This is a genomic window from Pseudarthrobacter chlorophenolicus (assembly GCF_000962805.1).
GTDB lineage: Bacteria > Actinomycetota > Actinomycetes > Actinomycetales > Micrococcaceae > Arthrobacter > Arthrobacter chlorophenolicus_A.
In genome coordinates this window covers 73,244-91,736 of the sequence record NZ_JZTW01000005.1, presented here as the reverse complement: position 1 = coordinate 91,736, position 18,493 = coordinate 73,244, and the positions used below count along the sequence as shown (strand labels likewise).

20 protein-coding genes are annotated in these 18,493 nt (G+C 64.0%); 3 read left to right on the top strand and 17 right to left on the bottom strand.

Translation table 11 applies throughout. The features are described 5' to 3' along the window. Window positions 1–48: 48 nt before the first annotated feature. Window positions 49–744 carry an endonuclease NucS gene (gene nucS, locus UC32_RS07225; protein ID WP_015937511.1) on the top strand — a complete coding sequence of 232 codons (696 nt, stop codon included), beginning with the start codon at window positions 49–51 and terminating at the stop codon, window positions 742–744. 296 nt (window positions 745–1,040) lie between these two features. Next, window positions 1,041–1,244: a cold-shock protein gene (locus tag UC32_RS07220; protein ID WP_011692441.1), complete on the top strand. Its 204-nt coding sequence runs from the start codon at window positions 1,041–1,043 to the stop codon at window positions 1,242–1,244. A 156-nt stretch (window positions 1,245–1,400) separates the two neighbouring features. On the opposite strand, the gene UC32_RS07215 is transcribed toward UC32_RS07220, so the two are convergent. From UC32_RS07215 to UC32_RS07150, 14 genes are all read right to left on the bottom strand, one after another. Then, window positions 1,401–3,935, bottom strand: coding sequence for a bifunctional lysylphosphatidylglycerol flippase/synthetase MprF (locus UC32_RS07215; protein WP_052690541.1), 2,535 nt, complete (start codon window positions 3,933–3,935; stop codon window positions 1,401–1,403). Next, complete coding sequence (locus UC32_RS07210; RefSeq protein ID WP_045730566.1) at window positions 3,932–5,242, bottom strand: alpha/beta hydrolase; 1,311 nt, start codon at window positions 5,240–5,242, stop codon at window positions 3,932–3,934. The genes UC32_RS07215 and UC32_RS07210 overlap by 4 nt, the downstream gene beginning before the upstream one ends. Window positions 5,243–5,246: 4 nt before the next feature. Beyond that, window positions 5,247–5,678, bottom strand: coding sequence for a DUF2550 domain-containing protein (locus tag UC32_RS07205; RefSeq protein WP_045730565.1), 432 nt, complete (start codon window positions 5,676–5,678; stop codon window positions 5,247–5,249). 10 nt (window positions 5,679–5,688) lie between these two features. Beyond that, window positions 5,689–5,973 (bottom strand): F0F1 ATP synthase subunit epsilon, encoded by a 285-nt coding sequence (locus tag UC32_RS07200; RefSeq protein ID WP_015937515.1) that lies wholly within the window; start codon window positions 5,971–5,973, stop codon window positions 5,689–5,691. 1 nt (window position 5,974) lies between these two features. After that, window positions 5,975–7,429 (bottom strand): F0F1 ATP synthase subunit beta, encoded by a 1,455-nt coding sequence (gene atpD, locus UC32_RS07195; RefSeq protein ID WP_045730564.1) that lies wholly within the window; start codon window positions 7,427–7,429, stop codon window positions 5,975–5,977. 83 nt (window positions 7,430–7,512) lie between these two features. Beyond that, entirely contained in the window at window positions 7,513–8,403 is an 891-nt protein-coding gene (locus tag UC32_RS07190) for a F0F1 ATP synthase subunit gamma (RefSeq protein WP_045730563.1), read from the bottom strand. 73 nt (window positions 8,404–8,476) lie between these two features. Next, a complete protein-coding gene (gene atpA / locus UC32_RS07185) occupies window positions 8,477–10,114 on the bottom strand; it encodes a F0F1 ATP synthase subunit alpha (RefSeq protein WP_015937518.1) in 1,638 nt (545 codons plus the stop codon). Window positions 10,115–10,190: 76 nt separating this feature from the next. After that, a complete protein-coding gene (locus UC32_RS07180) occupies window positions 10,191–11,018 on the bottom strand; it encodes a F0F1 ATP synthase subunit delta (protein ID WP_045730562.1) in 828 nt (275 codons plus the stop codon). Next, window positions 11,018–11,569 carry a F0F1 ATP synthase subunit B gene (locus UC32_RS07175; RefSeq protein WP_045730561.1) on the bottom strand — a complete coding sequence of 184 codons (552 nt, stop codon included), beginning with the start codon at window positions 11,567–11,569 and terminating at the stop codon, window positions 11,018–11,020. Before UC32_RS07175 ends, UC32_RS07180 begins: the two co-directional genes overlap by 1 nt. A 51-nt stretch (window positions 11,570–11,620) precedes the next feature. Next, complete coding sequence (gene atpE / locus UC32_RS07170) at window positions 11,621–11,824, bottom strand: ATP synthase F0 subunit C (RefSeq protein WP_009356484.1); 204 nt, start codon at window positions 11,822–11,824, stop codon at window positions 11,621–11,623. 93 nt (window positions 11,825–11,917) lie between these two features. Continuing rightward, window positions 11,918–12,718, bottom strand: coding sequence for a F0F1 ATP synthase subunit A (atpB, locus tag UC32_RS07165; RefSeq protein WP_045730560.1), 801 nt, complete (start codon window positions 12,716–12,718; stop codon window positions 11,918–11,920). An 81-nt stretch (window positions 12,719–12,799) separates the two neighbouring features. Beyond that, window positions 12,800–13,138 (bottom strand): AtpZ/AtpI family protein, encoded by a 339-nt coding sequence (locus UC32_RS07160; protein ID WP_045730559.1) that lies wholly within the window; start codon window positions 13,136–13,138, stop codon window positions 12,800–12,802. After that, on the bottom strand, window positions 13,131–13,613 hold the full coding sequence (locus tag UC32_RS07155) for a hypothetical protein (protein WP_045730558.1): 483 nt from the start codon (window positions 13,611–13,613) through the stop codon (window positions 13,131–13,133). The genes UC32_RS07160 and UC32_RS07155 overlap by 8 nt, the downstream gene beginning before the upstream one ends. A gap of 105 nt (window positions 13,614–13,718) precedes the next feature. Then, complete coding sequence (locus UC32_RS07150; RefSeq protein WP_045730557.1) at window positions 13,719–14,831, bottom strand: MraY family glycosyltransferase; 1,113 nt, start codon at window positions 14,829–14,831, stop codon at window positions 13,719–13,721. 289 nt (window positions 14,832–15,120) lie between these two features. Between UC32_RS07150 and UC32_RS07145 the strand changes: the two genes are divergently transcribed. Then, window positions 15,121–16,017 carry a glycosyltransferase gene (locus tag UC32_RS07145; RefSeq protein ID WP_045730556.1) on the top strand — a complete coding sequence of 299 codons (897 nt, stop codon included), beginning with the start codon at window positions 15,121–15,123 and terminating at the stop codon, window positions 16,015–16,017. 36 nt (window positions 16,018–16,053) lie between these two features. Here the strand turns inward: UC32_RS07145 and UC32_RS07140 are convergent, their stop codons facing one another. From UC32_RS07140 to prmC, 3 genes are read right to left on the bottom strand one after another with little or no spacing between them, the layout of a single operon-like run. Next, a complete protein-coding gene (locus UC32_RS07140) occupies window positions 16,054–16,812 on the bottom strand; it encodes a WecB/TagA/CpsF family glycosyltransferase (protein ID WP_045730555.1) in 759 nt (252 codons plus the stop codon). Then, entirely contained in the window at window positions 16,812–17,612 is an 801-nt protein-coding gene (locus tag UC32_RS07135; RefSeq protein ID WP_045730554.1) for an L-threonylcarbamoyladenylate synthase, read from the bottom strand. Before UC32_RS07135 ends, UC32_RS07140 begins: the two co-directional genes overlap by 1 nt. Before the next feature lie 12 nt (window positions 17,613–17,624). Then, complete coding sequence (gene prmC / locus UC32_RS07130; protein WP_045730553.1) at window positions 17,625–18,491, bottom strand: peptide chain release factor N(5)-glutamine methyltransferase; 867 nt, start codon at window positions 18,489–18,491, stop codon at window positions 17,625–17,627. Window positions 18,492–18,493 lie beyond the last annotated feature (2 nt).

Below are 18,493 nucleotides of genomic sequence, written 5' to 3'. Positions count from 1 at the left end.
GGCGTCCCCGTCGTTCTTCCCTCTCCGCCACCCGGTAGTGTGTACGGCGTGCGACTTGTGATTGCCCGATGCTCCGTTGATTATGTTGGCCGGCTCAAAGCCCATCTCCCCCTCGCCACCAGGCTCCTGCTGGTCAAGGCCGACGGCTCTGTCCTCGTGCATTCAGACGGCGGCTCGTACAAGCCGCTGAACTGGATGAGTCCGCCGGCCACGCTCCGAGTTTCGTCACCGGAGGACGTTGACCTGGAGCTCGGAGTCGCGGAGCAATGGACGGTCCAGTCCGCCAAGACGGATGACCGGCTGATTATCAACATCCATGAAAAGCTCAGCGAAACCTCGCACGACCTCGGCGTGGACCCGGGCCTGATCAAGGACGGCGTGGAAGCTGACCTCCAGCGGCTCCTGGCGGACCAGATCGAAACGCTGGGAACAGGCTATTCGCTGATCCGGCGCGAATACTTCACGGCCATCGGTCCGGTGGACATCCTGGCCCGCGACGGCGACGGCGCAACCGTAGCCATCGAACTCAAGCGGCGCGGGGACATCGATGGCGTGGAGCAACTCACCCGCTACCTCGAACTGTTGAACCGCGATCCCCTCCTGGCACCGGTGCGCGGCATTTTCGCAGCCCAGCAGATCAAGCCGCAGGCCAAGGTCCTCGCCAACGACCGCGGCATTGATTGCGTCACCCTTGATTACGACGCAATGCGCGGCGTGGACGACAGCGAATCCCGGCTCTTCTAACGGCGCCTGTCCGTCCGGCATTGGCCAATTGTGTCCGGAGAAGGCACGCAACCCGATTTTTACCTAAAATTTGTCCGATTCCTCCGACGAAGCGTTGACCTGCGGGAACGGGCATGAAATTCTTAAGTCAGTCTTTGTGTAGGTGTTTTTCATGCTCGCAAGACATGTTGCGAGCGCGAAGCTCCTGCAGGGCCGGTTCCTTTTCCAGGCGGCTATCCAGGATTCTTCTCGCGGAGTGACCAAGGCCGGTGCGAGGTGTGCCGATCTTAAGAAAGTTCCACAATGAGGAGAAATAAATGGCACAGGGAACTGTGAAGTGGTTCAACGCTGAAAAGGGCTTCGGCTTCATTACCCCGGACGACTCCGACGGCGACGTCTTCGTCCACTACTCCGAGATCCAGACCGGCGGCTTCAAGACCCTCGACGAGAACCAGCGCGTTCAGTTCGAAATCGGCCAGGGCGCCAAGGGCCCGCAGGCCACCGGCGTTACGCTCGTCTAGTCTTCGGACAGACTGCTAAGCCTGATTAGCAAAGAATGGTCCCCGGCACAATTGCCGGGGGCCATTCCTTTTCCCGCTGCATTGTTCGGCAAGCCCTTAGCCTTTGCTTTATGCGGCCCCGGCCCGGCCGTTATCCGGCAGCAGACGCCGGCCTTATCAAACCAAATTCCGGACCAGCCTCGCGCCCTGTGGCAGGGACAGGCCGGGCAGGTAGGCCAGGGTAAGCGCGCGGCCTATTACCGGCAGTTGAAGAGGGTCCTGGTAATACAGGTACAGCGCCCGGTACTCGGGCTTGAAACGGGATTTGAAGGCCGCCAATGAACGGAAGCCGTAGACCGGCTCCAGCGCGTGGCCCACCAGGTCCAGGATGCGGACCAGGTTCTTGGCTCCCCCCTGGGCCGTGTCCTCGGCTCCACCGTCATTTGCAAGCGGTGAACCGGACAGCGAAATCACCTCCACGGAGTCCCGCAGTTCCAGGACGGCGGAGGCGATCAGGAATTCCATCACGCCGGGGAAGCCGTCGGCGCCCCGGCGCATCACGTCCAGCGTCCGGCTGACCAGGCGGCCGTCCTCGTAAACCGGAAGCCAACTGGTGAACCCATGGACCCTGCCTTCACCGTCAACTGCGAGGCAACACAGCACCTCATCGTCGTCGAGTTCGTCCACGCTGCCAAGGGTGAATCCCATTTCCGGTACGGACTTTCCGGCGGCCCATTCCTCGGACACCTCGTTCAGGCGGGTGCGCAGCGCGACAGGCAACCCGCTGTACGGACCCCAGACTGCATGCACGCCCAGCTTGGCTGCCCGGTTCAGCGCAGTCCGGACGTTCTGCCACTCCTTGCCCTTGAATTCCAGTTCCCGGATGGACAGCCGGGTTTCCTGGGCCACCGATACACGCGAGAAGCCGCGCTCACGCAGGGCCGGCCACACCGTGTCGTCGCAGGAATACAAAGCGGGAATCAGCGCCTCGCGCCGGCAATGGGCGAGGAATCCCTCTGTGACGGCCAGTTGGGATCCGGCAGGGCCGATGGCACAGCCAAGGGTGAGGGCCACGCTGCCGTGCTGCTGGTAGGCCATGGCACCCTGGCCGTCCGGGCTGAACCAGTATGTGTTCGGTTCCCACAGGGCCATCCAGGAGAGCGGGCCGCCGCCCTGGTGGAGCAATGTCCGGGCCCGGGCCCTGTCCTGCCGGCCGGAGTCATGGCCGTGGTTTCCGCCCAGGAGCGCCCACCACACGGCCGCCAGCGCAATGAGCCAGAACACCGGCCCGGAATAGGCGAACAGAACAGCCTCCACAGTGTTCCGGTCCGCGAAGACACGGTGGAAATGCTGCGGAATCGGCACCGGTACGTACTGCCGGGCCAACTCGGCAAACAGACCCAGCACGCCGCCGTCGCGGGACATCCCGCCCGAGGCGAACCACGCCGTGGCGTAGGCGGCAGCCAACACTCCCCAGGAGCCACCAACCAGGACGGCAAGCATTCGCCGGGCGGTGGGCAGGGTCTGCACCCGGAACTGCCTCCGGTTCAGCCACAGGATAACGGAGAGCAGCAGCGGAACCACCACGAGCGGAAGCACATGGGCAAAGGCCGAACCCATGGGAGCCGCGTGGGGGCCCTGCGGCCGGGACGGAACCAGGGCGAAAAGTGCCAGGTACACGGCGGCCAGGGCCGTCACAGCCAGCTGGATCGCCAGGGCAATGTTCAGCGCCATCCTGCGTCCCCGGCGCATCCCGTCGGCGCAGATCAGCAACAGGACCACGGGGACTACTGCCAGTGCGAGGCCGAACGGACCGGCGAAGCCTGCCCTTCCCGCTTCAAGGCAGGACGCCTCCACCGTAGCCCCGCAGTTGAACGCCAATTGGCCCAGCGTGGGCAGCGGATTCAGGACCACGTCCCGGAGCAGTGCCAGCGGCCCGGTGGGTGCCCGGGTGATCCCCGTGAGGATGGGCCCGACGGCGAACACGGCCACCATTAGGGCCAGCAGGTTACGGGCCTCCCGTCCGGTGGAGCGGTGCCGGTGGAGTTTCCACTCGTCGCCTTGGATCCACCAGCCCACCAGCAGTCCCAGCAACGCACCCAGGAGGCCTATCACCGTCTCGGCATGGCCCACGTACAGGACAAGCAGGAGAGAGACCGAGAGCGCCGCCGTCCGCAGGCGCCGCTGCCAAAGCACCGGCAGCCGGGCGCTGCCTGCCATGCCTGCGGCGAGCACCGGGGCGTACGGGCCAATCAGGATGACGTCAGTCATGGTGTCGAGCCACCCGTCCCCCACATACGCCGCGAGCTGGGTGACCAGGAGGAACAGCGTGACGGCCGCGAACTGGCCGCCCAGGAACAGTGCAGCGGCAGCCCGGAAACCAAGCTTCCGTTCGGCCAGGCCCAGCAGAACAAGGATCATCAGTGCGGCCACCACGTACGCAGTGGGGTTGGTGGCGAAGAAGAGGCTGGTGAACAGCGACCACCATCGGCCCTCGCGCAGGCCGGGACCGCTGACGCCGGCCACATCCAGCAGCTGTTCGGACGGACCGGCCAGGAAGCTGTCCGTCGCCGCGCCGGTCCCCACAAACAGGGCAAGGACGGCAAGCGTGAACGGCATGGCTTTCAGCCCCGCCGCTGCCCTGCCCAGCGTTGGCCGGACCACGGTGTCCCAGGCCAACGCCATGGTCCGGGTGTCCTGTCCGCCGCTCATCCCCCGGCCCCCCACTGGTCTGCGAGGAACTGCAGGGCGTCGCCGAACCGCCGGGACGACGTGTCCCACGAGTGCCCGGTGTGTTCCACCTCGTAGGCGCGGACCGTGAAGCCGGCGTCCTCGGCAGCTCTGGCCAGCGTCCTGAGGTAGCCCACAAACTCAGTATCGTTCTGCCCGGCCGTCAGGTACAGGCCGTGGCCGTCGAAACGCTTGTCCGCCATGATGGCCAGCGGCGTCTGCCGCAGGAAAGCCTCGGGGTCCCCCGGGAATGAGGCGTCGATGGTCTTCTGGCGTTCCTTGGCGATGGCGGGCTCGGCTTCCGCCGAGAACGCCAGCACCTCGGGGAAAAGGTCGGGGTGGCGGGTACCCAGCTGGATGGCGCAGGTGCCGCCGAAGGAGAATCCCCCCACCGCCCAATGCGCGTGGTCCGTATCCACGGCAAGGGTGGAGCTGATCCACTTCGGCACATCCTGCGACAGGTAGGTATCAGCCTGGGCGATCTGGCTGTCCATGCACATGGTGTTGGCGTTCTGCGATCCGTTGGCGTCGGGGACCACCACTACGGGAGCCACGCCGCCATGCGCAGCTGCGTAGGAGTCCATGTGGCCGCGGAGGGCACCGCCGGTCAGCCAGTCGGCCGGACCGCCGGGTTGGCCGGCAATGAGGACCAGGACGGGCAACGCCGGGCGGTTCTGCGCAAAATAGGCCGGAGGAAGGTAGATGAAGGCGTCCCGCGTTTCCATGCCGGAGATGGCACCCGGAATGGCGGCCTTGCGCAGGACTCCCCCGTCCGGGATGTCGCCTTGCGGACGCCAGCCCTGCAGCGCCACGCCGTCGGGCGCTCCCGCCGGGCGAACAAGCTTCTGTTCCAGGGCAGGAATGCGGGCAAGGGCGGTGCCCATCAGGTCGCTCACCGTTCGGTTGAGGCCAAAGTAGGCGTTGATTTGCACGCTGGACAGTGCAATCACCAGCAGTGCCGCCGCCAGTCCACCGCCACGGCGGCGCCACGAGTTGCGCGGCAGCAGGAACAGCCACAGCAGGACTGCGGCCACAGCGGGCACCAGCCACAGCAGGACCGGGTCGGGGATATTTTCCGGGAAGACGGAATACAGGTTGATCAGCGCCCAGTGGACGGTGGCCACCAGCGCAAAGGCCACGGCAATGGCGGCAATGACCCGGGACAGCCAGCGCAGCGGCCCGTGGGGCGGCGGTGGCAGGAGGAGGAACGCGGCGCCGGCGATGCCCAGGATCAGCGAAGTCCAATAGAGGGGCCCGTCGGTCAGCCGGACATCAAGGATCCAGTCCACGCGGCTAACGCCAGGTGCCGACGCCGATGACCGGCCCGGCTTCAAGCCACGACGACAGGCCTGTATAGGCATCGAATTTCATGGCGAGCCGAAGGTCCTGGCCCTCGTAGCGAAGTTCCACGATGACGACGTCGGGCTGTACCTTGACGGCTTCGGCTTCGGTGGGCTTGCGGCGGCCAAGGAGTTCAAGGGAATGGCGCTTGAACTTGTGTTTTGGGCGGACACTGAGCGAGAGCAGCCGGAACCACTCAAGGTCGTTGTCCTGGTAACGACAAACCCCCATCTGCCAGCTGTTTCCAGCCATGCAAATGGAGGCGTCCACCGTGCCGAGGGCACGCCGCAGGTTAAAGCGGCGCACCCCCGAAAGGCACAGTGCAAAGATCAGCAATCCAAAGGCGATTGCCAGTGCGATGAACGGAATGCTTGGTGCGTCCATCAAGGTCGTGCTAGCGGATCCCAGCGGTAGCCGAGCCGCCAAGCTGGGCGTTGTCAGCAACAATGACTACCCGGTTGTTGTCGACGGAGAAGAACCCGCCGTCAACGTCGACCGCAATACGGTCCCCGGACACCGGCTGGATCGCGAGTTCACCTTCGGCCAGGATCGCCAGCAGGGGCGAGTGGCCGGGCAGGATTCCGATCTCACCATCGCTGGTGCGGGCCTTGACCATCGTGGCCGCTCCGGACCACACGAAGTGGTCCGCTGCGACAATCTCAACCTCAAGCTCAGCCATATTACTTGGTCTGTTCCTGGATCTTGGCCCACTGGCGCTCAACGTCATCGAGGCCACCGACGTTGAAGAACGCCTGCTCCGCAATGTGGTCAAGGTCGCCGTCGCAGATGGCGGTGAAGCCTTCGACGGTGTCCTTGATGGAAACCGTGGAACCTTCGACGCCGGTGAACTGCTTGGCGGTGTAGGTGTTCTGCGAGAGGAACTGCTGGATGCGGCGTGCACGCGACACGACGATCTTGTCCTCTTCCGACAGTTCGTCAACGCCGAGGATGGCGATGATGTCCTGGAGTTCCTTGTTCTTCTGCAGGATCTGCTTCACACGGACAGCCGTGTTGTAGTGGTCCTTGCCGATGTACTGCGGGTCGAGGATACGTGACGTGGAGGTCAGCGGATCCACAGCCGGGTACAGGCCGCGGGACGCGATTTCACGGGAAAGCTCCGTGGTGGCGTCCAGGTGCGCGAACGTGGTGGCCGGCGCCGGGTCGGTGTAGTCATCTGCGGGAACGTAGATGGCCTGCATCGAGGTGATGGAGTGACCCTTGGTGGAGGTAATGCGTTCCTGCAGGAGACCCATTTCGTCGGCCAGGTTGGGCTGGTAGCCAACGGCGGACGGCATGCGGCCGAGCAGGGTGGAAACCTCGGAACCTGCCTGCGTGAAGCGGAAGATGTTGTCGATGAACAGCAGCACGTCCTGGTTCTGGACATCGCGGAAGTACTCCGCCATGGTCAGTGCGGACAGTGCAACGCGAAGGCGCGTTCCCGGCGGCTCATCCATCTGGCCGAAGACAAGGGCGGTGTCCTTGAGGACGCCTGCCTCTTCCATTTCAACCCAGAGGTCGTTGCCCTCACGGGTACGCTCGCCAACACCGGCGAATACGGAAGTACCACCGAAGTTGCGGGCAACACGGGTGATCATTTCCTGGATCAGAACAGTCTTGCCCACGCCGGCGCCGCCGAACAGGCCGATCTTTCCACCCTTGATGTAAGGGGTGAGAAGGTCGATGACCTTGATGCCGGTCTCCAACATCTCGGTGGAACCTTCGAGCGAAGCGAAGCTCGGGGCCTTGCGGTGGATCGGCCAGCGTTCGCTGATGTCCAGTTCCGACTCGGTAACGTCCAGGGGCTGGCCCAGCACGTTGAAGATGTGGCCCTTGACGCCGTCGCCAACGGGGACGGAGATCGGGGCGCCGGAGTCCACCACTGAGGTGCCGCGGACCAGTCCGTCAGTAGCCTGCAGGGAGATGGCGCGGACGAGGTTGTCGCCCAGGTGCTGGGAGGTCTCGAACGTGATGGTCTTGGTCTCACCGTTGAGAGTAATCTCGGTGGTGAGGGCGTTGTAGATGGACGGGATTGCGTCAGCCGGGAATTCGACGTCGACAACCGGGCCGATTACGCGCGCAATACGGCCGGTAGCACCGGACATTGCGGCTACGTGTTCGGTAGCAGTGGCAGTCATCTCTCTCACTTCACTCAGTAGATGGCGTGGGGTTAAGTTTATCTGTTGTGGTGCAGGTTCCGCGGAATCCGGGGCAGTGCAGGCTAGGACGCAAGAGCGTCGGCACCGGCAACAATCTCGGAAAGCTCCTGCGTGATCTCGGCCTGGCGGGCCGTGTTGCGCAGACGCGTGTACTTCTTGATCAGTTCGGTGGCGTTGTCCCCTGCCGACTTCATCGCACGCTGGCGTGCAGCCAGTTCGGATGCGGCGGCCTGCAGCATTGCTGCGAACAGGCGCGACTCGATGTAGCGGGGCAGCAGCGCGTCGAGGACCTGTTCGGTCTCCGGCTCGAACTCGTACAACGGCAGCAGGTCCGACTCGGAGGCGGCTTCCTCTTCCACAACCTCAAGCGGCAGAAGGCGGATGACGGTGGGTTCCTGCGTGACCATGGACTTGAAGCGCGTGTAGACAACATGGATTTCATCCACGCCGCCGTCTTCGAAGTCCGCGGCAAAGTCGGCCAGCAGTGCGGCGCCGATTTCACGGGCGGTGCCGAACTCGGGCGCGTCGGTTCCTCCGGTCCAGACCCGCGCATATTCGCGGTTCCGGAAGTCGAAGTAAGCCTGGGACTTACGTCCCACGAGGTAGGTCTTGACTTCCTTGCCTTCGGCGTGGAGCAGCTCGTTGAGACCTTCCGCCTGCTTGAGGACGCTGGCCGAGTAAGAACCTGCCAGGCCGCGGTCCGAGGTAATTACCAGGACGGCGGCACGGCGGATCTGCTCCGGCTCAGTGGTCAGCGGGTGGTCGATTTCGCTTTGGCTGGCGACAGCAGAAACGGCGCGCGTGATCGCGTTCGCGTAAGGCAGTGAAGCTGCTACGCGCGCACGGGCCTTCCCGATGCGCGAGGTAGCGATCAGTTCCATCGCCTTGAAGATCTTGCGCATCGACGTGGTCGAGCTGATCTTCTGGCGGTAGACCCGGATCTGGGCTCCCATACTTATCCTTTCCTAACATTCCGTAAACCGGGTGTGCCGGACCCTTCAGGCCCGGCACACCCGGCCATCGGAACTAGCGCTTCTGCTTGACGATCTTTTCCTGGTCGACTTCGCCCTCGGAGATGGCGTCATGTGCCTCGTGGCCTGCGCCCACCAAGTGGTTGTCGCCTTCGCCGAAGAAGCCCTTCTTGAAGTCGATGATGGAGGACTTCAGAGCTGCAGCGGTGTCATCGTCCATCACGTTGGTCTGCGCCAGCGTGGTGAGGATGGAGGACTTGTGCTTGAGGTGCTCCAGGAACTCGGTTTCGAACCGGTTCACATCCTCAACCGGAACGTCATCCAGGTGGCCGTTGGTGCCTGCCCAGATGGAGACAACCTGGTCCTCAACCGGGAACGGTGAGTACTGGCCCTGCTTGAGCAGTTCCATCAGGCGGGCTCCACGGGTGAGCTGCTGGCGTGAGGCGGCGTCCAGGTCCGAGGCAAACATGGCGAAAGCCTGCATGTCGCGGTACTGGGCAAGTTCCAGCTTCAACGTGCCGGATACCTTCTTCATGGACTTCACCTGCGCTGCACCGCCAACGCGGGACACCGAAACGCCCACGTCGACTGCGGGACGCTGGTTGGCGTTGAAGAGGTCCGACTGCAGGAAGATCTGGCCGTCGGTGATGGAGATGACGTTGGTCGGGATGTAGGCGGACACGTCGTTCGCCTTGGTCTCGATCAGCGGCAGGCCCGTCATGGAACCGGCACCGAGCTCGTCGGAGAGCTTTGCACAACGCTCCAGGAGGCGGGAGTGCAAGTAGAAAACGTCACCCGGGTAGGCTTCGCGTCCCGGCGGGCGGCGGAGCAGCAGGGATACTGCGCGGTAGGCTTCGGCCTGCTTGGACAGGTCATCAAACACGATGAGGACGTGCTTGCCGCCGTACATCCAGTGCTGGCCAATCGCGGAACCGGCGTACGGTGCCAGGTACTTGAAGCCGGCGGGGTCGGATGCGGGAGACGCCACAATGGTGGTGTACTCGAGCGCGCCGTTTTCCTCGAGGGTCTGGCGGACAGCGGCAATGGTGGATGCCTTCTGGCCGATCGCCACGTAGATGCAGCGGACCTGCTTGGTCACATCGCCGGAAGCCCAGTTGGCCTTCTGGTTGATGATGGTGTCGATCGCAATGGCCGACTTGCCCGTCTGGCGGTCACCAATGATCAGCTGACGCTGGCCGCGGCCGATCGGGATCATGGCGTCGATTGCCTTGAGACCGGTCTGCATCGGCTCGTGAACCGACTTACGCTGCGTCACGCCGGGTGCCTGGAGCTCCAGTGCACGGGTGGTTTCAGCCTTGATTTCGCCGAGGTCGTCGATGGGCACGCCCAGCGGGTCGACAACGCGGCCGAGGAAGGCGTCGCCCACGGGCACGGACAGGACCTGTCCGGTGCGGTGGACTTCCTGGCCTTCTTCGATGCCGGTGAAGTCGCCGAGGATGATGACGCCGATTTCGCGGACGTCAAGGTTCTGGGCGAGGCCCAGGGTGCCGTCCTCGAAGCGCAGCAGCTCGTTCGCCATGACCGAGGGAAGGCCCTCAACACGGGCGATGCCGTCACTAGCGGTGGTTACGCGGCCGACCTCTACGCGTTCTGCGTTTCCGGGTTCGTAGGACGCCGCGAACTCGTTCAGCGCATTACGGACGTCGTCGGCGTTGATGGTCAATTCGGCCATCTGCAGTCCCTGCTCTCCTGTTTGTGATCACCGTCAGGTGACCGGGGTTTCTATCAGTTTGGTTGTGCTTGTCCGGCTAGCCGGCCAGCTGGCGTTGCAGCTCGCCCAGTCGGCTGATGACCGAAGCGTCGAGCACTTCGTCACCCACCTGGACGCGGATGCCGCCAATGAGTGCCGGATCAACGTTGATGTTGACCTTGAGTTCCCGTCCGTAGAGCGCGTTCAGGCCCGCCTGGAGGCGGGACAGCTGCGTCGACGTCAGGGGACGGGTCACGCTGACCGTTGCAATCCAGCGCTGCTGCCGCTTGGCCGCCAACTCGGCGAACCGTTCCACGAGGCGCGTCGCCTTGATGCCGCGGGGCTGGGTGACTGCCTGGGTAATGAGGACTTTTGCTTCCTCACTGACGCCGGGCACCAGCTTTTCGGCAAGGGCAGCCTTGGCTGCCCCGCTGGCCTGTGGTTCGGACAGAGCACGTTGTACCTCGTGGCTGGAAGCCACGGCCTGGTTGAAGGAGAACAGGTCGTTCTCCAGTTCTTCCAGGCCAGTGATGCCGGAGGCAGAAACGGCCGACTTGTTTTCAGCAACGGAAATGACCACCGTTGCGGCAAGAGTCTCGAGTGCATCGCCGATGTCCCGCGCAGATGCCCAGCGTGAACCGGCCAATCCACCCGCGACCTCTGCAGCATCAGCGGAGACTTTTCCGCCAACCAGCTGCCTGACCAGCGCCGACTTTTCGTCACCGTTACGGGACGGGTCAGTCAGGGCGCGGCGCAAGCCAGCCGAGCTGTCCACCATTCCCAGAATTCCGAAGAGTTCCTTAGCCAGCTGCAGCGACGCGGTCGGAAGCTTGGCTTCCAGCGCGGTCAGTGCTGTTGCCAGCGATTCGCTCGATACGCCTGCCATTACTTAGCTGCACCTGCGCTCTGGGTCTCCAGATCTGCCAGGAACCGGTCCACGACCCGTGCTGAGCGGTCGTCATCGTTGAGCGATTCGCCCACGATGCGGCCGGCAAGGGTGGTGGCCAGGGTGCCAACCTCGGAGCGCAGGGACACAACAGCCGCCTGACGCTCGGATTCAATCTGTGCGTGTGCCTGCGCAGTGATGCGGGCAGACTCGGCAGCAGCCTTCTCCTTGAGGTCCGCGAGGATCTGCGCACCTTCGGCGCGTGCTTCCTCACGGATGCGGTTAGCTTCAGTCCGGGCGTCGGTCAGCTGCTGCTTGTACTCTTCGAGTGCAGCAGACGCCTCAGCCTGGGCCTTTTCAGCCTTGGCAATGCCGCCTTCGATGGCCTCGGCACGCTCGGCAAAGGTCTTCTCGAACATCGGGACAACGAACTTGACCACAATGAACAAGAGAATGAGGAAGCCTACGAGGACAACACCCATTTCCCAGAGATTGGGCATCAGGGGGTTGACTTCGCCCTCAGTGGCGGCTGAGATGATCAGCTGATTCATATTTCACCCGTCCTTTTCTACTCGGTTCTGAAAGTTCGCTTCGCTCTAGGACTAGAGAACGAAGGCGAAGACCAGGCCGAGGATGGCGAGGGCTTCGGTCAGTGCAAGGCCAAGGAATGCGATCGGCTGCAGGACGCGCTGGGCCTCCGGCTGACGTGCAACGCCGTTGATGTAAGCAGCGAATACGAGGCCAACACCGATACCACCGCCGATTGCGGACAGACCGTAACCTACGAGGTTGAGATTGCCTTCCATTTTTCTTCCTTTCAAGATGCCACCCATGTGGCAGGTTGTTTGGGTTGCTTCATCCCCGCGAGGGGAAGATTTGTGTGCCTCTCGGCAGGGCGCCTAGTGGCTGTCGGCGTGCAGGGCGCCTTCGATGTAGATCGCCGTCAGCAGGGTAAAGACGTACGCCTGCAGGACCATGATCAGGGCTTCCAGCATGTACATCGCGATGGCACCGGCGAGCACCAGGACCGAGGTGCCCTTCAGCAGGATGTTCTCCTGCATGACCAGGAATTCGATGCCGGATCCGGCGATCATCACGATGAGGTGGCCGGCGAGCATGGTGGCGAACAGACGGAGGCTGTGTGTCACGGGCCGGACCAGGAAGTTCGAGATGATCTCGATCGGGATGACGATCGGCAGGATGAACCAGGGAACACCCGACGGAACGGTGGCCAGCTTGAAGTAGCGCAGGCCGTTCTTCTTGACGCCGATGGCAATCCAGGTGAAGTAGACAAGGCCGGCCAGCACATAGGCTCCGCCCACGTGCGAGAACGTGGGGAGCTGGATCAGCGGGATGGCGCCGTAGATGTTGTTCACCAGGATGAAGAAGAACAGGCTGAACAACAGGGGCACGTACTTGATAAAGTCGCGGCCGCCAATGATGTCCTTGGCGATGCCGTTGCGGACGAAGCCGTAGGCGGCCTCGCCGGCGAACTGGAGCTTGCCGGGTACCAGCTGCCGCTTGCGTGCGGCCAGCACGAAGAAGGTGGCGATAATGGCGACAGAGAGGAGGACCAGCAGCATCTGCTTGGAGAATCCTTCTGCGGCACCCCACGGCAGGATTGCCGGCAAATGCATTTCGTTAATACCAGGAGGTGTAAACTCTCCTGAATCTTGGGCCGGGAGCGCAAGCGCGATCAACGCGTTTCCTCTCTGCAGTGTCCATCATTGGGCGTTGGGCGGGGAGCAGGGGCCTTGCGGCCTGAAGATCCCCCTGTGAAATTATTTGGCATTCGTGCCGCCGTCCTGGGACGGACCGCCGGCAGCAGGACGGTCACCAGTGTTTTTGCGGGAACTGGTGAGGCCATGCATGTGGGAAAGGTAAAAACCTCCGACGGCTCCAAGCAGAGCGCCTGCGAGCACAATCCAGCGCGTTCCCCACAGAAAATCCAGTCCCCACCCTATCAAACTCCAGACGATGATTCCGCCAATGATGTAGCTGAAGACGGCCATCCCGGCGTTGTATCCGCCGTCGGTGTTCTCGCTGGAGACGCCGGGCGCGGAACTGCCTTGTTCGCGGCCGCCGTTGCCGGCGGCGCCACGTTTCTTTGGGTTACGCACGGGTCTCCCCTTTGTCTTCTGGATCGTTGTAGATCTGAAGGCGGGCTTTGCTGAATCCGAAGATTTCGGCAGCCTGCCACAGGACGACAGCAACCACGGCTCCGGCCACGAACCAGCGGCCGTGCAGCCACTGGGGCGCACCGAGCACGAACATCACAATGGCGAATCCCACGACTTTGATGAAGTAGGTGGCCACGAAGACGCCGATGGCCCCAGAGGGGTTGCTTCGTCCAACGAAGTGGCCAACCAGGAGGCTGATCCCGAAGAACAGCATGACCAGCAGGCCGCCTAAAGCACTCGAGAGCGCGGCGGCCCCTCCATCAAGGAACATAGCTGCTGAACCGCAGAGGACCAGGCCAACTGCCGCGGCGGCGGCGCTGATCTTTAGCAGGTGCAGCCACAGCGATGCGGTGGGACCGGAAGCACCAACGTGTCCTTTGCCGGACGCGGGTCCGGGCTCGGCGTTGGAGGTCATTCGATCCCAATCGTCGGTGGCATTTGGCGGGGAGCCAGCAGGGTGGAGTGGCAGCTTGTGCTGCCCCTAAATTCTACACGAGATAGAAAATGTTTCCGCACGGCGTTACGTGGCTGCTTCCTCGCCGCTGCGGGACAGGTACGGCCAGGCCGTAATCAGGCCCATGACGAGGGTGGCGAACAGGTCCACCGCAAGGACAATCTGCCACGGGAAAATCGCAAAGGCGAGGCCTCCGAAGGACAGCACTACTGTCCAGAGGTACATCAGGATCACGGCCGTGCGGTGCGAGTAGCCGATGTCGAGGAGCTTGTGGTGCAGGTGTCCGCGGTCAGCGGACCACGGCGAACGTCCGCGTGCAGTCCGCCGGACCACGGCGAGTCCCAGGTCCAGCAAGGGCAGGAAAAGCACGGCGAAAGGAAGCAGGATGGGGATGACCGTGGAAATACCATTGGCGCGGTCATACAGGCCGGAGGTGATCTGCCCCGTGGACACCACACCTGCCGAGGCCATCAGCAGCCCGATCAGCATCGCCCCGGAATCCCCCATGAAGATCTTCGACGGGAACCAGTTGTGCGGCAGGAACCCAAGGCAGCCGCCTACCAGGACGGCCGTGATCAGCGTGGCAAGGTCTGAGTAATCCAGCAGGACCGCGTTGCGGTGAACCCAGTAGGCCGTGACGAAAAACGCGGTTCCGCCAATGACGGCCACACCTGCCGCAAGCCCGTCGAGGCCGTCGATGAAATTGAAGGCGTTCATGGTGGTGACAATGAGCCCTGCCGTCAGCACCACCCGGAGCGTTCCATTCTCCAGGTAGATGGGTTCCGGAACCCAGGGAACGATGGTCATTTGTACGCCCCAGATGGCTACCGTAAGGGCAGCTACGCTCTGGCCGATCAGTTTCACCCACCAGCGGATGTCCAGGAGGTCGTCGGCCACGCCCACCAGGACGATCACCGCCGCCCCGGCCAGCACGCCCCAAGGGGAGAAATTGTTCCGGTAGATGTCCTTGACGAAGAAGGACTGGCTCGCGACGATCAGTGCCACCATGACACCCAGGAAAATGGCAACGCCGCCAAGCCTGGAAACGGGGGTGGAATGCATATCGCGGCTGCGGATGGGCTGGTGCAGTTCGAGCCTGTGGCCCACCACCCGGGCACCCCAGGTGGCGGCGTAGGACACGACGGCGGCCGTCAGGCCCATGAGCAGGTACATGATCATGGGGTGCTGGCCGTTTCAGGATTAAGGGGGCCGGGAATGGACCGCCGCGCCGGCGGCAGGTCCGGGATAGGGGGGCTCACTGGCCGGGAATCTGTTCTCCGATAAATGAAACTTCTCCGTCGCCGAGCGCGCAGCAGGCAGTACGCAGATAGCCTTACGCAGTGCCTTACAGGGCTGTATTACAGTGGACTCTAGTCAAAGATACTAGCGCCAACGGCGTCATGGCTCCGCGCCACACTCGCGCAGAAGGAGCAGGGAAACCCCTGACAGCCATGCTGAAAGGACCCCCATGCCCGCCCGCATTGCAGTTGCAGCCGTGACCTTCGACCGTCCGAAGGAGCTCGCGGTACTGCTGGAGTCCATCAAGGCCCAGACGGCCCCGGTAGACACCATTTGCCTGGTGGACAGTGGCACAACTCCGGCGCGCAGCGTGGCTGATCAGCATCCCAACGTGGACTATGTCCGGTCCGAAGCAAACCTCGGGGGGGCCGGCGGGTTCGCCCTCGCAGCACTCAAGGCGGTAGCCAGCGGTGCCAGGTGGATCTGGATGATGGACGACGACGCCGTACCCGCCGATCCTGAATGCCTCGCCACTCTGGTGCGGGAGGCCGAAGCCCGCGACCTGGAAGCTGTGGTTCCGCTGGTGACCGCGCCCGGGCAGCCGGACAGGCTTTCCTTCTTCTTCCGGCTGGATGGCAAGGTTACGCACGACCGCTCCGAGGTGGAGAAACTGGGGTTCCTTCCCGACGACGGACACTTCTTCAATGGCGCGCTGATCCGCTCCGATGTGTTCTTCAAGGTAGGCCTGCCTGACATGCGCCTGTTCATCCGCGGCGACGAGGTGGACTTCACCATCCGGCTCCGCCAGGCAGGGATCAGGTTTGGAACCGTCACCACTACGGCCATTACGCACCCGCACGCGTTTTCCGAAACCCAGCACGTGTACGGAGCCGGATGGCACGTCATAGTTCCGGAGTCGGCGTTCAAACGCTATTACTACTACCGCAACCGCGGGTACCTCATCCGCCGGTACTTCCGGGTCCGCTCATTCGTTGCGGACGTAGGCGGCTATCTGGGCTATTTCCTGCAGCGCCGTGACCTGCCCGGGCTGCTGGCCTGGGCCAGGACCTTCAGCGCCGGCCTGCGCGGCAAAGGATTCGGACCGCTGGAGGACCAGAAATTCTAGGGGCTTTCCCTGCGCCGGGGCTGCCGGAGGAACCCGCTAAGCCTTGCGGGATAACCGGCGCGTAGCCAGGAGCCACAGCAGGACCCATGGCTCGCCGAAAACACGGTAAGCGACGCGGCGCGGGTGCAGCAGCAGCCGCCAGGCCCACTCAAGGCCCAGCCGCCCCAGCCAGCGCGGCGCCAGCTTCTGGATCCCGGCCAGCTGTTCGATGGCACCACCCACGGCGCAATAGATGGCCGGCGGCATGCCGGCCAGCCGACGCTGCAGCACCTCCTCCTGCAGGGGCATGCCCAGGCCCAACAACACCAGTTGAGGCTGCTCGCGGTGCAGCCATGCGACAGCCGCGTCTTCCAGTTCCGGGTTCCAGTCCTCGCCCGGAAAACCTTCCACGCGGGCACCGGGAAGGATGGTCCTCAGCCGGGCGACAGCACCGGAGTTGGCCTCATTGCCGGCACCCACCACGGCAATGCGCTCAAGACCGCGCACCTGGTCAAGGGCGGGAAGCCAGTCGGTGGAGCCGAGCCGGTAGTCCATGACCGGACCGGCCGCGTTGCCGGTCCTCCCCCACAGCCACAGCACCGGCGCCCCATCCAGGAGCACGATGTCGCTGTCCTCGTAGAGGCGGCGAAACCCGTCATCGGAGAGCGTGAGGGTGACGCTGTGGAGGTTGTGTCCCAGCACCGTCCTGGTGGAGCCGTCCTCGATGAAACGGCTGAGCTCGTCAACCAGTTCGGGAACCCGCAGTGGAGTGGCGTGGACGTCCAGGACAGGGATCTGCTGGCGCTCCAGTGTCATCAAGGCTGCTGTTCCCCGGCAGGCGCGGCGGAATCAGCGCCTGCCGAATCACCGTTTGCAGCGTCGTTGCCCGGGTTTTCCCCGTCTGCCGGCTCCGCAGCCGCGTCCGGCTCCGCCGGATCCTCCTCGGCCATGGGAATTTCGCCGAGGCCCAGGACGCCCGGAACGTGTTCGCGGAGCTGGTCGAGGCTGACCGCCCCGTTGCGGACAACGCGGAGGCGGGGTCCGGTGGCATCAACAATCGTGGACGGAACAGCGTCAGCCCCCTCGGCAGGGCGGAAGCCGCCTTCCAGGTAGACCTCCACGGAATCCGCCAGTTGCTCGCGCGCCGCGGCGGCGGTCTGGGCCGGGGCGTGTCCGGTCCGGTTCGCGGAGGATACGGCCAGGGGCCCGGTAAGGGTCAACAGCTCCTGCGCGATTTCGTCGGCAGGCATCCGCAGCGCTACGGTCCCCTTGGTCTCGCCAAGGTCCCAGTCCAGTGACGGCTGGGCGTGGAAGATGAGCGTGAGGCCGCCGGGCCAGAAGGCCTCTGCCAGCTTCCGGGCCTCCGCGGAAATGTCCGTGGCCAGCCCGTCCAGGGCGTTGATTCGGGGAATCAGCACGGGCGGAGGCATGGTGCGGCTGCGTCCCTTGGACACCAGGAGCATGGTGACGGCCTGCGGCGAGAAGGCGTCGGCGGCGATTCCGTACACGGTGTCCGTGGGCAGGACCACGCATTTCTTCTCGCTGATGGCCCTCTGGGCATGTTCAAGGGCTTCGGCGCGCTGGCCGTCGGTGCTGCAGTCGTAGGTTGTGGTCACAGGCCTATTCTTTCATTCCGTGTGGCCGGGTCCGGCGAGGAAGGCGCTGGTGGCGCGCTCTTTGCCGTTCAGGTCCACATGCGTGCTGATACCGTTCCAGGCTCCCTGCCTGCCAAGCATGGCGCCGATCCAGCCGGCCTGGACTTCGGCGTGTTCCATCACGAAGTAGCCCCCGGGCTTCAGGAGACGCGCAGCGGAGGCCGCGGCCGCCGTCGGGAGCTCCATACCGTCCGCTCCCCCGCCGTAGAGTGCCTCCGGGGGGTCGTGCAGTGCCACTTCGGGTTCGTTGGGGATGGCTTCGGCCGGGATGTAGGGCGGGTTGGAGATCACGACGTCGAAGGTTCCGTTCAGCTCCGGAAGTGCGGTCCGGAGGTCCCCCAGGACGAGGTGGACGCCGAGGGGTTCGAGGTTCCGGGCCGCCCAGGCGTGGGCCAGCGGACTGAACTCGACGGCATGGACTTCGGCGCCGGGGACCTCGTGCGCGATGGAGCCTGCGATTGCGCCGGACCCTGTACCGAGGTCCACGATCCGTGGGGCGCCCCTTCCCGCCACATGGTCGATCACCAGCTGGACCACGGATTCAGTTTCCGGCCGGGGAATGAAAACACCCGGGCCTACGGCCAGTTCGAGGTACCTGAAGTGGGCCACCCCGGTGATGTGCTGGAGCGGCACACGGCTTGCCCGCTCCGCAACAAGTTCGGCATACCCATCGGGCGCCGGGGTGTCGCCGAGCATCAGGGCGCGCAGCCGGCCCAGGCCGACCTGGAGCAGGTGGTCGGCGAGGAGCTCGGCGTCGACGCGGGGGCTGGGCACGCCGGCCTCGCGGAGGACAGCGGTTGCCGCGCTGACAGCGTCAGCGAGGGTCTGGCCTGCACTCATGC